The sequence below is a fragment of the Imhoffiella purpurea genome (assembly GCF_000585215.1).
In the GTDB taxonomy this organism is placed as follows: domain Bacteria; phylum Pseudomonadota; class Gammaproteobacteria; order Chromatiales; family Chromatiaceae; genus Imhoffiella; species Imhoffiella purpurea.
This window is the reverse complement of record NZ_AONC01000111.1, coordinates 1-12,471: the sequence shown is the minus strand read 5'-3', so window position 1 is coordinate 12,471 and position 12,471 is coordinate 1. Positions and strand designations below refer to the sequence as shown.

At 64.0% G+C, this 12,471-nt stretch carries 11 protein-coding genes; 4 read left to right on the top strand and 7 right to left on the bottom strand.

From position 1 onward, the window contains the following. Positions 1 to 393 precede the first annotated feature (393 nt). Positions 394 to 1,110: a class I SAM-dependent DNA methyltransferase gene (locus D779_RS20595; protein WP_157726496.1), complete on the top strand. Its 717-nt coding sequence runs from the start codon at positions 394 to 396 to the stop codon at positions 1,108 to 1,110. A gap of 204 nt (positions 1,111 to 1,314) precedes the next feature. Further along, positions 1,315 to 2,058 (top strand): SDR family NAD(P)-dependent oxidoreductase, encoded by a 744-nt coding sequence (locus D779_RS20590; RefSeq protein ID WP_043758322.1) that lies wholly within the window; start codon positions 1,315 to 1,317, stop codon positions 2,056 to 2,058. A gap of 162 nt (positions 2,059 to 2,220) precedes the next feature. Here D779_RS20590 and D779_RS20585 read toward each other — a convergent pair whose 3' ends face one another. Genes D779_RS20585 through D779_RS20575 form a run of 3 tightly spaced genes read right to left on the bottom strand, consistent with a single transcriptional unit; the run spans position 2,221 to position 6,254 of the window. Beyond that, positions 2,221 to 3,876 carry a cyclic peptide export ABC transporter gene (locus D779_RS20585; RefSeq protein WP_043758320.1) on the bottom strand — a complete coding sequence of 552 codons (1,656 nt, stop codon included), beginning with the start codon at positions 3,874 to 3,876 and terminating at the stop codon, positions 2,221 to 2,223. Next, complete coding sequence (locus tag D779_RS20580) at positions 3,873 to 5,126, bottom strand: polyamine ABC transporter substrate-binding protein (protein WP_043758317.1); 1,254 nt, start codon at positions 5,124 to 5,126, stop codon at positions 3,873 to 3,875. The genes D779_RS20585 and D779_RS20580 overlap by 4 nt, the downstream gene beginning before the upstream one ends. A 6-nt stretch (positions 5,127 to 5,132) precedes the next feature. Continuing rightward, complete coding sequence (locus tag D779_RS20575) at positions 5,133 to 6,254, bottom strand: prohibitin family protein (protein ID WP_052348339.1); 1,122 nt, start codon at positions 6,252 to 6,254, stop codon at positions 5,133 to 5,135. Positions 6,255 to 6,507: 253 nt separating this feature from the next. Here D779_RS20575 and D779_RS20570 point away from each other — a divergent pair, with 253 nt between their 5' ends. Then, on the top strand, positions 6,508 to 6,843 hold the full coding sequence (locus D779_RS20570) for a hypothetical protein (RefSeq protein ID WP_043758314.1): 336 nt from the start codon (positions 6,508 to 6,510) through the stop codon (positions 6,841 to 6,843). Between the two features lie 43 nt (positions 6,844 to 6,886). Here D779_RS20570 and D779_RS20565 read toward each other — a convergent pair whose 3' ends face one another. The 3 genes from D779_RS20565 to D779_RS20555 form a co-directional block, all read right to left on the bottom strand. After that, positions 6,887 to 8,200, bottom strand: coding sequence for a histone deacetylase family protein (locus tag D779_RS20565; protein ID WP_043758313.1), 1,314 nt, complete (start codon positions 8,198 to 8,200; stop codon positions 6,887 to 6,889). Next, positions 8,194 to 9,885 carry a hydantoinase/oxoprolinase family protein gene (locus D779_RS20560; RefSeq protein ID WP_043758310.1) on the bottom strand — a complete coding sequence of 564 codons (1,692 nt, stop codon included), beginning with the start codon at positions 9,883 to 9,885 and terminating at the stop codon, positions 8,194 to 8,196. The genes D779_RS20565 and D779_RS20560 overlap by 7 nt, the downstream gene beginning before the upstream one ends. 133 nt (positions 9,886 to 10,018) lie before the next feature. Then, entirely contained in the window at positions 10,019 to 11,092 is a 1,074-nt protein-coding gene (locus D779_RS20555; protein ID WP_043758308.1) for a glycosyltransferase, read from the bottom strand. 301 nt (positions 11,093 to 11,393) lie between these two features. On the opposite strand from D779_RS20555, the gene D779_RS20550 reads away from it, so the two are divergent. Continuing rightward, complete coding sequence (locus tag D779_RS20550; protein ID WP_043758304.1) at positions 11,394 to 11,774, top strand: DUF1842 domain-containing protein; 381 nt, start codon at positions 11,394 to 11,396, stop codon at positions 11,772 to 11,774. A 34-nt stretch (positions 11,775 to 11,808) separates the two neighbouring features. Here the strand turns inward: D779_RS20550 and D779_RS20545 are convergent. Beyond that, positions 11,809 to 12,471, bottom strand: a 663-nt coding sequence (locus tag D779_RS20545) for an adenylate/guanylate cyclase domain-containing protein (protein ID WP_043758303.1), incomplete at its 5' end; no start/stop codon positions are given.

Sequence of the window (12,471 nt, the reverse complement as noted above, 5' to 3'; positions counted from 1 at the left end):
GGTTATGCGCGAGCGTCGTCAGGGGCGACCGGCTCCCGTTCTGCCGCCACCTGCTGCGGCGTGAGAGCAGGGGGGAACCGAACGGATACACTTCGACACGACACCTCAATCCTGGCTGAACCTGCAGAAGAACTACGAACTGGAGGTGGCTAAACGGACCTTTGGCTCAACCATCGAGGCCGAGGTCGAGCCTCGCGCAGCCTAGTAGGCTGTACTTCTTGGCATGGCTCCCGCCTATATCGCAATGGAGTTCACACATTGATCACCAAGGATGGAATCGGTCCCGCTGCTACAAGACTGATTCTCGCAGGTGACCGAATCCGAGAAAAAACTGGTCGACCATCAAAGGTGTGATAGGCCGCCTCCTAATCAATGAATGCCGAGTTGAATTCCATGTATTCCGATTTCAAGACGATTTCGACCTATTACGATGCCTTGTATGTGAAAGACGAGGAATACTCGTTGGAGGCCGCCAAAGTAAAAGAGCTATTGATCAAGCATGGCGTTCGCTCGCAGAGCGAACTGCTCGTTCTAGCCTGTGGCACGGGGGGTCACATCCCCTATTTCAAGGACGATTACCATGTTTCCGGACTGGACCTCAGCGAGGATATGCTTGCACTGGCCAGAAAGAAGTTCCCCGGCCTCGAATTTCATTCCGGAAACCTGATCGATTTCGATCTGGACAGGGATTTCGATGCGATCGTCTGCTTATACGGCTCGATTGGATTCGTCAAGACCCTGGACAATCTGCGTGCCGCCATGCAACGTATCGCCGCTCACCTAAGGCCCGATGGATTGGCCTTGATCACCCCATGGAGCACATTGGAGGATTTCAAGGATGAGATCGTCGTCGACGCCACCAACAAGCCGGACTTGAAGATTGCCAGAATGGAAGAGGTACGGCTCAAGGAGCCAAAAATCGTGGAGGTCAGGTTCCATCATCTTATCGGTAGCGACGATGGTGTCGCTTACCATGAACAATCCATTGAAATCGGTCTTTTCTCCCATGAGGAGTACCTTTCTTCCATGAGCGATAGCGGATTGGAAGTGATAGAAGAATATGGAGGAAACGATGTGCGTGGTGGAGCTTTTATCGGAAAACGCCATTGAAGTAACTGGTGGGCGAAAAATAGACAGAGCCATTTGTCGCGATAAATCCGAAATCCATTCCTGATCGCAAGAATTACCGTCAATCTGACGGCAGTGACACCAAAGTCGGTATAAGACCACCTTGTCACGCAAGAAACCAAGCGTCCTGACAATCTCGCGCACTAGATGGATTGCGCACAACAACCCAGAAGATGGAAATTAGCAATGACGAAGCGTAATGCACTGATCACGGGTGGAGCACGAGGGATTGGAGCGGCGATCTCGAAAGCGCTGACCGAAGATGGCCACCGGGTATTCATCAACTACTTCAGCAACTCCCAAAAAGCGGAAGAGCTCGCCGAAGAGATCAAACGCAACGGAGGCGAGGCATTTACCCTGCAGGCGGACGTTCGGGATGACGACCAGATCAAGGCGATGTTCGATCGAATCGACGCAGACCATGGGGGCGTAGACATCCTCGTCTCCAACGCCAACATGCACTTCACCGCCAAGCCATTCATGGAGCTGACTTGGGAAGAGTTCGCCCAAAAGCTCAATGACGAAATGCATGCCGCCTATGTGACCGCCCGGCATGCCGCCGTCAACATGGCCCAACATCGGTTCGGACGCCTGATCTTCATCTCAAGCACCCTCTCTGAAAGTCCCGCGCCGAGCTTCATCGCCCACGGCTCGGCCAAGGGCGCGCTCGACAGTTTCTGCAAGTATCTCGCCCAGGAACTGGGTCCATCCGGAATCACCGCAAATATCGTCGCCCCGGGATTGATCATCACGGATGCGACCCAGAACGCGCCGGAGGAATTCAAGGAGATGATCAGGATGCATACGCCAACCGGTCGGATTGGCGAGCCTGCAGATGTCGCCCATGCGGTTCGCTTTCTGGCCAGCGAGAACAGCTCGCATATCACAGGGACATACATGCCTGTCTGTGGAGGTGCTTACCTTCCATAGGCAAAAGGGGCCGTTGTTGCCTCGAATGAAGTCCTTTCGGCGCAATACGCTGCGCTATTGCGCCCTACGACGTGGGAACCTGCTTCACTCGGTTTCTGGCGTTCGACGAGAGCGAACGGCTCACGCGGGCTCGAACGGAGCGGTACTGAGGCGCTGGCCGATTCAGGTACCGAGACCGCCGGCGTGTTCCTCGTAGGCCACGAATCTGCCGTATTCCATCTTGTAGACACGGTCCGCGGCATGGAAGTAGCGGTCGTCGTGGGTGACGGCGATGACGGTCTTGCCCTGAGCCTTGAGCTCGGGGAGCAGCACGTCGTAGAAGAACTGGCGGAAGACGGGATCCTGGTCGGCGGCCCACTCGTCGAAGATCATGACCGGCTTGTCCTCGAGCACGCTGGTGACGAGGGCGAGCCGCTTCTTCTGGCCCGTGGAGAGATCGCAGTTGGTGATCTCTCCGTGCTCGATCGAGGTCTTGTCCGCCAGCTCCATTCGCTCCAGCAGGGTCTGGATCCGATCGCCGTCGGGGGTATCGATGCCCACCAGGCGGCGGAAGAGATAGTAGTCGGTGAAGATGGTGGAGAAGAGGTCCCGGTAGCTGGCCCGGTTGTAGGGCGTGATCTCCCGGTCGTCCAGCCGGATGTGACCGCCGGTGGGCTCGTAGAGGCTGGTCAGCACCTTGAGGAAGGTCGATTTTCCGGAGCCGTTGCCGCCGACGATGAAGGTGATCTCGCCCTTGTGGAAGATGAGATCCATGGGGCCGATGCTGAAGGGGCGCCCACCCTCCCTGAGCGGAAACTGGAAATGGATGTCGTCCAGACGGATGGTGCCCCAGGAGAGCGGCTCGATCGGCTGGCGCTCGCAGATGGTCTCGTTGCGGCTCTGGCCCTGATCGATGAGCCGCTCCAGGGCGCGGATGTTGTCGATCGCGGCCTCGGCGCGGGAGATGGCCGGAATGGCCATGGCGAAGTCGCCGATGGGGCCGGACGCGAAGAGCAGCAGGGCGATGAGCTTGGGGATGATGGAGATGTCGGAGCTGTCGAACTGGGGCAGCAGGAAGAGGATGCCGCCGATGGCGATCAGCAGAAAGGTCTGGGCGATCAGAATGGTGACGTTGAGGCCCAGGCCGGCATCGGTTTTGAGCTCGGCGGAGTCGTCGATGACCCCTTCGAGCTCCTCGCGGCTGAAGTCGTCGTACTTGCGCCGGTTCATCTTGAGCTCCTTGAAGCCGGCGAGCAGCCCGCCCAGGTTGTTCATGAACCGGTTCTCGGAGACCGAGGACTTGACCAGGGCGCTGGAGATGCGCTTCTCGTTGCCCAGATAGAAGAAGATCAGCAGACCGATGATGCCGCAGCTGATGACCAGGGCCTTGGTCGACATCACCGCGATGTAGAGGAGGATGAAGACGAGCATGATCGACGAGGAGACGGCATTGACGGCTGTGACCGTGGAGGTCGAGATGGTGCTGGTGTCCGCGGTCAGGGAGGAATAGAAGATGCCCTTGTCGATCCCCTCCTGTCCGAGCAGCCCGGTCGTGCGGAGCTTGCCCAGGATCCGCAGACGCAGGGTCCGGACCACGCCCTCCATCATCCGGGTGCTTTCGTTCATCGAATAGCGCTTGCAGTAGACGAAGAGCGCCATGAGCGAGACGAAAAGCAGCAGCTCGCGGAAATGCAGGCTGCCCGGCTGGAGCTTTTCCGCGGTATGGATGGCGGTGGCCACGGCCAGTCCGTTGGCGATGCCGGCCACGGCGGTCATGAGAACCGTGAGCCGGTCGATCCGGCCCGCCTCGGCCCTGACGAATTCGAAGTAGCGTCTCATGGGTCGCAGCCCGCCCCGGACAGCCCCTCTTGCCGTTTCAGATCCTTGGCGAAGTCGATGGGCGCAGTACCGCCCCGGAAAAAGCCATCCCTTGGCAGCGGCAGCTTGACCAGCGAGGGCAAGGGATCGGCCTCCAGGACCCGCTTCCAGGCCGCCTCGTAATACCGGATGCTCTCGCCCACGTCCTGGAGGAACTGGCGGTTCTCCTCGTCCGGGAGGAGATAGCCCGGACCGTTGCGCACGATGGGCTCGACGAAGGGCATCGACAGCGAGTTGCTGTTGGGGAAATGGTTGTAGTTGGTCACATGGGCCATGACCTGCGGGGTGAGGAGAAAGTCGATGAAGAGCTCGGCGGTCCGGACTCGCCGGCTCTCGGCTGCGATCACGAGGTTGTCGTAGGCGACCAGGACCTGGCCCTCGGGGAGCAGGAAGCGGATATCGGTATTCTTCTTCAGCACCTCGGCGCCCAGACCGTTCCAGGTCAGGGCCAGGAGCACATCGTTGTCCGCGAGCGCCCGATCGCCGGCGTCGGCGCCGAACAGGGTCATCCCGTAGTGTTCCACGGCATGGACCAGCCGATCCCCAGCGGCGGCGATCTCGGCCGGGTCCCGGCTGTTGGGCGAGTGGCCGTCGAGAATCAGGGCCATGCCCATGGCGAAGCGCATTTCGCCGACGATCCCGAAGCGGAAGGCCAGATACTCGTTGCGCACCTGCTCATGGAGATAGTCCCAGCTCCTGGGAATCCCGCTGACGTACTTGATGTTGAAGGCCACCCCCAGGCTGATGCGGAACAGGGGGATGCTGTGCCTCAAACCCCGGTCGTACCAGACCCTGAGCATGTCCTCGTCGAGGCTCTGCACGTTGGAGAAGTGGGCATGGTCGATGCCATGAAGCAGCCCCTTGCCGATCATGACGGCGACCATGTAGTCGCTGGCAGTGAGCACGTCGAAACGCCCGGGCTTCTTTTCGAAGCGTTCGAGCATGTCCTCGTTGCTGCCGACCAGGGTCGGCTCGACCCGGGTCCCATAGGTCTTCTCGAAGAGCGCGAAGACGTCGTCGGGGATATAGTCGGTCCAGGTGACCACCTCCAGCCGCTCCGCCGGGGTGAAATCGGCCTCGGGCAGGTTCAGGCCCTCGCTCCAATCCTCGCCGTCCAACTCTCCCACCAGATCGGTCTCGTTGCATCCGCCCAGGAAGAGGCCGCACAGGAGCGACAGCAGGACGAACCGCTTGAGGAACGGATTCGGCATTTCCGGTCACTTCCCGCCTGAGGACTCGGCAGGGGTCTGATCCGGCAGGCCGATGTCCATCTCGCCCAGATACTGCAGGATCCGGTCGACAAAGGGCGCGTTCGGTTCGACGCCGGGCGGAAGTATCGGGTCCGAGGGTGACGGGGCGGCGCTCTCGACGGGGCGATCCTCGTCGCTGGCGGCGGGCTCGGCCGACGCCGCGCGCCCCGGGGGATCCATGTTCATGATCAGGGGCAGGCCGCCCTCCCCGCCGCCGACCACCACGACCTTGGAGTTGTTGGAGCTGGCCAGATTCAGGGTAGCGTCTATCCCCTTGTACTGCAGATATTTCTCGAAGAAGTCGCTGGACTTGACGATGTCCTGGAAGCGCTTGATCCCCTCGGCCTCGATGGCCTTGCGCACGGCCTCCTTGGCCTCGCGCTGGATGCGGTAGTCGTACTCCTGGACATACTGCTCCTGGGCCAGCTTGCGCTCGATGGCCTCGACGATGCTCTTCGGCAGGATCATGCGGCGAATGAGCAGGTCGTCGAGGACGATATAGTGCTCGGCGAAGGCGCCTATGGCCCCCTGCATGATGATCTGCAGCAGATAGCCTTCCGAGGTGTAGATCTCGTCGGGCAGATAGTTGGCCACTACCTTGCGAAGGTGTGCCTGAACCTCGGGCTGAACCACCTTGTCGACATAGTCCGGGCCCACGGTCTTGTGGAGTTGAGGCAGATGATTGCGGTCGGGGAAGTAGCGGACCGAAACCTCGAAGTCGATCGGCAGACCGTCCTTGGAGAGTGCCTTGAACGCGAAGGGACGGTGCTGGATGCGGGTATCGTAGACGTACATCTTGTCCCAGGGAAAGATGATGTGCAGCCCTTCCCTATAGATGTGCTGCATGTCGGTGCCGCCACCCAGGCGTTCCCAGAGCACCCCGGCCTCGCCGGGATAGATGTTGATGAAGATGCGGTTGAAGAAATAGGCGCCGAGGACCAGAAGGACCAGCAGCGAAAAGGTCAGGAAGACGCCGAAACGTCTGCGGACGAACCTCCAGTTGTGGGCCATCTTGGATAGCATGCCGCGATAGGTTTCCCGTTCCTGAAATGCCGAGCGGCGAGGAAGACGCAGGGGAACGCAGGCCATGGACCCGAAATCCCGCAGGCATTGGACCGAAACGCGCCCGAATGACGCGCTTCCCCGAGACGGGCGCCGACGAGTATAGCTCGATCGACCCCATACCCGCACGGACCCGGGATCTCACGATCTACCGAACGTCGCGGCCGACTCATCACGCCGGGGCACCGAGCTCCCTCAGGAGATACTAGACATAGGTCTTCAGAGGATCCAGACCTACTCCTTATAGGTCGTCCAGCAACCACAGAAACGAGGATACGTCATGCAGTACATCAAGAACCCTCTATTCGCGCTCGCATTCGTCGCTCTGACGCTTCCGGGCTGCGGAGGCGACCTGGTCGCACCAGAAGGAGGCCGGTCGAACGCCTTCCTCGACCGCGTCGCCGCCAATTGCGGCAAGCTCAACATCGGAGATCAGCCGATCGACTATCTGCTGGGCGTCGAGAGCAACGACGTCTATTTCGTCGACGAGGCCAGCAAGCTCTCAGCGGGAGAGATCGACGCGGCAACATTCTCCAGCGATATCGACGCCTTCTATCCGACCGGCACCAACCAGCGCGCCCTGGACTGCATCCTGTCTCAAATGGAGGGGCGCTGAGGAGCCGATGAAGACCCGCGCACTCGGCGCGAGGTAGGCAGGTTCAGGCGATCTCGAAACGGTCCTCGGGCCGATCCTGGAGGAAGACCCGCCCGAAACGCCCGCGCTTGCCCTCCTCGAACCAGTCGCGTCCGGTCCGGCGGCAGTCCTCGCAGGCATGCGGCGGGATATGCACGGCGAGCACCGGCCAGCCCTGGTCGGCGGTCGACTCGATCCGCAGGGCGCCGCCGCAGCGCTCGCACAGACGCACCGTCTCCTCCTGACGCTCCGAGATACCCGAGGTGTCGTAATGGATCCGGCGGCTACGGCGCTGGAGCCTCTGGCCGTTGGCGCGCAGGGCGGCCATGCGGTCGTGACGCTCGCGCCAGTTGCGCCGGGTGAGCTCGCCCAGACGGCGCACATAGTCGCCAACCTCCGGGGACTGGGCGATGGACTCGGGACACAGATCGGGCTCGATCACCTGACCGTAGTCCAGACCGGCCATCGCCAGAATGATGCCCATGTTGACATAGGGCAGCGCGCCCTCGATCGAATAGCCTCCCTCCAGCACCGCGATGTGCGGCTTGAGCAGGGTCGTCAGCTCGGCGTAGCCCCGGGCGGTGAAGTTCATGTTGGTCAGGGGATCGCTGAAGTGATTGTCCTGACCGGCCGAGTTGACGATCAGCTCGGGCTCGAACTCCTCCAGGATCGGCAGCACCGTGTCGCGGACGATCTCCAGATAGCCTGCGTCCGAGGTGTTGGGCGGCAACGGGATGTTGATGGTGGTCCCGAGCGCATTGGGTCCGCCCTGCTCCTCGGGGAAGCCCGAGCCCGGGTAGAGGGTGCGTCCGTCCTGGTGGATGGAGATGAAGAGGGTGTCCGGATCGTGCCAGTAGATGTCCTGGGTGCCGTCGCCGTGGTGGCAGTCGGTGTCGACGATCGCGACCCTGCGGATGCCGTAGCGCCGGCGCAGGGCCTCGATCATGATGGCCTCGTTGTTGACGTTGCAGAAGCCGCGACCGCCGTGGACCATGCGCATGGCGTGATGACCGGGCGGACGGACCAGGGCGAAGCCGCGCTCGATCTCGCCGTCGAGCACTGCGCGGCCGATGGTCATGGCCCCGCCGGCGCTGATGTAGTGCGACTCGGTCATGGCCGAGTCGACGTCCGGCACGCAGAAATGGACGCGCTGGACGTCCTCGACGCTCGCCAGCTCGGGGCGGTATTCGCGGATCCCCTCGACGTCCAGGATGCCCTCCTCGAACACCTGGTCGCGCGTGTAGAGCAGACGCTCCTCGCGCTCGGGATGGGTCGGGCCGATGGCCCAGTCGAAGGCCGGGAAGAAGACCAGTCCGGTCTTGTGGGATGCCTTCAGCATGGGTCGCTCCGAGGGGTGCTGGTGGACGGCCGGTAGCCGCGGATGAGACCGGGCTTGATCTGCAGACCGATCCGGATGTTGCGCCCGGTGGTCGAGAAGCCATTGACGATGTTGAATTGGAGATCCTCGGTCACCTCCATGTCCATGTCCTCGGCATCCGCGCCGGACGCGAGGGCCAGGGCGCGCAGGGCCTCGCCGGCCTGGCGCAGCGCATCCTCGCGCGTATAGCGGCGGTCGCAGCGCCACTGGGCGTCGCCGTTCGAGAGGCTCACCAGACCGCGCTCGGTGTCGGCCACCAGACCGACCTCGCAGGTGGTGCGGGCCATGGCGGCACCGATGGCGTTGGCCACGCCCCAGTCGGGCACCAGGGACACCGGCAGGCGCGCCTGCGCGGCCAGATGGGGCGCGAAGCGCTCGGCCGGGCCGCCCAGCACCAGGATGCGCGCGGGCCGGACGCGATACCCCTCCAGCATCTCGTGGACGGTGTAGACGGGCTGGCCGTCGATCCGCGCCAACATCCGGTCCACCGCGGCCAGGATGCGCTCGCAGGCGATCTCGACGATGGATTGCGCGGCGGATCGCTCGTCCAGTCCGAGCGCCGCCCCGATCTCGGCGATCCCCGCACGCGCCAGCGCCGGATCACCGGACTCCAGCTCGCCAAGCGCTACGAAGGCGTCGGTCGGCGTGACCTCGGGACCGCCCAGGGCGCGCGGCGGACCGCCGCGGTCCGGACCGATCTCCAGACGTCCCTCCCGAACCCGGACATGGCTGTCGCCGCCGATGCCGATCGACCGGGTCTCGAGCGAGCGGATCAGGGTCTTGAAGGGGCCGATCTCGATGCCGAGCGGCTGCAGCAGCGGGACGCCGCCGACCAGGACGGCGATGTCGGTGGTGGTCCCGCCGATGTCGAGCACCACGACATCCTCGTCGGTGCAGGCGGCCGGGAGGGCGCCCATGATGCTGGCCGCCGGTCCCGAGAGGAGCGTCTGACCCGGAGACTCGATCGAGGCCTCCAGGCTCATGGTGCCGCCGTCGGCCTTCATGACGTGGACCGGCGCGGTCAGCCCCTTCTCGCGCAGCGCGGCGCCGACCGCCTCGAAGAAGGCGCGATGGATCGGATAGACGGAGGCGTCGAGGAAGGCGGTGGCGATGCGGCGCGGAAAGTTGAGATTTCCCGAGGTCCGATGCCCCATGAAGACGCGCTCGACATAAGGCGCGATCAGTTCGGCGATCCGCGTCTCGTGGGCCGGATTGCGGCTGGAGAACTTGCCGACCACGGCGACGTGACGGATGCCCTGCTCGCCGAGACGCACGGCGAGGGTACGGATCTGGTCCTGGTCGAGCGGCTGGATCTCGCGGCCGCGATGATCCATGGCGCCCGAGACCCGATGGTAGTGCGGACCGGCGCGAAAGAGCTCCGGATCCATCCCGGGGCCGGCGCAGACCAGCACCCCGGCCGGCTCGACCCGGTCGCGGACGATGGCGTTGGTGGTCAGCGTGGTGCTGAGGACGATGCGCTCGATGCCGCCCGGATCGCGGCCATCGAGGATGCGGTCGAGCCCGGAAAGGATGGAACGGAAGAGGTCGGTCTCGTCGGTGGGCACCTTGGTCCGCTCGACCGGACCACTGGGGTCGAGCAGAACGACGTCGGTGTGGGTGCCCCCGACATCCAGTCCGATGATCATGATTTCACTCGTTTGAGCTGTCGGCTTCCGGCCGCCAGCCCCCAGCTGAGGAGGGCTGATGGCGGCCGTGCAGCGCGTTGTCACATGGCTCGGCATGCTACACCCTGCACGGGGACAGCCCCAATCCCCGCCCTCAGCCCGCCAGCGACCGATACAGCTCCCCATACTGCGTCATGATGGCCTCGCGGCCGAACTCGCGCTCGACCCGCTCGCGGCCGCGCTCGGTCATGGCACGCATCAGCGACGGATCGGACAGCGTCCGCTCGATGCCCTGGGCCAGGGCGGGCGCGTCCTCGCAGGGCACGCACCAGGCGTCCTCGCCGTGACGGGCCAGCTCGCGCGCGCCGCGGAAGCTGGCGGTGACCAGCGGACGCTCCCAGGCCCAGGCCTCCAGGATGACGTTGCCCAGGGTCTCGGCATCCAGCGAGGGGAAGACGATCAGGTCGGACATCTGCAGATAGGGCGCCGGATCGCGCTGCCAGCCAGTCCAGAGGATGCGGTCCTGCTGGCCGAGCTGCTCGGACTGGCGCCGCAGCTCGGGGCCGAGCGGACCGTCCCCGACCATGAGCAGACGCAGCGGCCGTCCAGCGAGGGTCGCGGGCAGACGCGACATGGCCTCGACCAAATGGCGATGCCCCTTCACCGGGACCAGCCGACCGAGCGTCGCCAACACCCATGCGTCCTCGGGAACGCCATGCGCGGCCCGGCACTCAGCGACCCGCTCCGGGGGCACCGGACGCGCCGGATCGGCGAAGTTGTAGATGTGATGGACCCGCCCGGCCGGCAGACCCTGGCGCACCATCCAGTCGCACAGACCCTTGGTGTTGCCGATCCAGGCATGGGCGTGACGGTAGGGGCCGAGTGCGTAATAGCCGCCGAGTCGCGAGACATGGACCGGCCCGCCCCGCTCGGGCAGACGGGTGAGCCGGGTCGCGCGCCCCATGTAGGTCTGGACGACGTCCGGCCGGATCCGGCGGATCAGCCGGTCCACCGCATGGCGCGACCAGGGATCCCAGGTGGTGCGGAAGGGCAGACGATGGATCGGCAGCCCACCGAGGTCGAGCCCGTCCAGCGCACTCCCGGCACGGATCGCCAACTCGGCCGGCGCGCCGCGCTCGGCGAGCGCCGCGCAGAAACGGATGAACCAGCGCTCGGCTCCGCCGAGCTCCTTGCTGGCCACCATCTGCAGGGTCGTGGGTTCGGACATGGGCATCGAATCCTTGGAGATCTCACATCAGGATACCGGAAGAGGCATGATAGCCGACCGGCACCGCATCCCCCTCGTCCAGCGCAAATCCGTGCCGGATCGGCAGTGACGGACGTCATCGCTCGGCGCAAAGCCTCGCCGAGACGTCCGTTCCCCGCTCGGACGGATTCCGGTTCGTCGAATATTCGGGATCCGGCCGCAAGAAAAGTGGCCAGTCGCGGCATTCCACACCGACGAGAATAGTAAGGGCCATCAATATTCTTAACGCATACCTTGGATATCCAGGTATGGGGTGAAGGCAATGGAAACTGAGTTCTATCTCGTCAAGCTCGACTTCAGACCGGAAATCGCTGGCGCCGGCTCGATGACGCTTCAGCTTGCGGTGAATCCGAAGCGCGGCACCCTAAACGGACGGGCCGAAGGTTTGATGCGCCTGGGGATACTCCAGGGTTCGCACTTCTCGGCCAACGCCTCCGGGAACCTCTACAAGACCGGGTTGAAGTCGATGACCCGGGTGGTCGGGATGGAAGGCCGTGCGACGGTCAGCGTCCCGCCCCCGGAAACCGGATGCTACTTGACCACGTTCAAGGCGAGCTTTGCCATCGACGACGACTGGAATGGTGTCGGCAGCTTCGCGGCGGGCGCCAACATCTACGATTGCCACGTGACCAGGGCCGGCTGACCGCCGAGCACGGGGATTCACGGACGAACAAGCCCTATTTGGCATCGAAACGAACCACACGGATGCCGTCCACCAGCGGCGGGCGCTGACCCGAATCCGCGCAGAGCCCGGCGAAGAAGCGCGAGGGTCCGTCGTCCCGGCGGCGCGCGAGCGTCTCGAACCCCTCGCCGGCCCGCGTCCAGTCCCCTTGCTGCATGGCGGCCAGGGCGTCCTCGAAGTCGCGTATCAGATCCCGGATCTCCCCGTCGCCGTCGTCCGCCCGCCCCATGAGCTCGTAGAGATGGACCGGGGTCCGTTTCCCGGCGAGCCCGAACCATCCGAGATCGCGGATCGCGAATCCCTCCAAACCCTCCCGAACCTCCCCCGACACCAGGATCCGGGTGCCGAGCCGCTTGCTCGCCTGCTCGATGCGCGTGGCGGTGTTGACCACGTCTCCGACCGCCCGGTATTCGAAGTGCTCGCCGGCGCCCACGTCGCCCAGACAGACCTCGCCGAAATGCAGACCGATGCGGATGGGGATGCCGCCGTCCGGCCGTGCGGCGTTGAAGGACTCGACCGCCGCGAGGATCTCGAGGGCCGCCGCGCAGGCGCGTCCTCGTTCGCGCGCCATCCCGCCCGCGCCCGCCGCGATCCAGAGCCCCAGACAGGCGTCCCCGATCACGTCCGAGACGAAGCCGCCGCTGCGGCGGATCGGCTC

What these genes read in the sequence shown, in the direction of transcription:
- D779_RS20595 (WP_157726496.1), top strand. Translation starts at nt 394, where the DNA reads ATGTATTCCGATTTCAAGACGATTTCGACCTATTACGATGCCTTGTAT.
- D779_RS20590 (WP_043758322.1), top strand. Translation starts at nt 1,315, where the DNA reads ATGACGAAGCGTAATGCACTGATCACGGGTGGAGCACGAGGGATTGGA.
- D779_RS20585 (WP_043758320.1), bottom strand. Translation starts at nt 3,876, where the DNA reads ATGAGACGCTACTTCGAATTCGTCAGGGCCGAGGCGGGCCGGATCGAC.
- D779_RS20580 (WP_043758317.1), bottom strand. Translation starts at nt 5,126, where the DNA reads ATGCCGAATCCGTTCCTCAAGCGGTTCGTCCTGCTGTCGCTCCTGTGC.
- D779_RS20575 (WP_052348339.1), bottom strand. Translation starts at nt 6,254, where the DNA reads ATGGCCTGCGTTCCCCTGCGTCTTCCTCGCCGCTCGGCATTTCAGGAA.
- D779_RS20570 (WP_043758314.1), top strand. Translation starts at nt 6,508, where the DNA reads ATGCAGTACATCAAGAACCCTCTATTCGCGCTCGCATTCGTCGCTCTG.
- D779_RS20565 (WP_043758313.1), bottom strand. Translation starts at nt 8,200, where the DNA reads ATGCTGAAGGCATCCCACAAGACCGGACTGGTCTTCTTCCCGGCCTTC.
- D779_RS20560 (WP_043758310.1), bottom strand. Translation starts at nt 9,885, where the DNA reads ATGATCATCGGACTGGATGTCGGGGGCACCCACACCGACGTCGTTCTG.
- D779_RS20555 (WP_043758308.1), bottom strand. Translation starts at nt 11,092, where the DNA reads ATGTCCGAACCCACGACCCTGCAGATGGTGGCCAGCAAGGAGCTCGGC.
- D779_RS20550 (WP_043758304.1), top strand. Translation starts at nt 11,394, where the DNA reads ATGGAAACTGAGTTCTATCTCGTCAAGCTCGACTTCAGACCGGAAATC.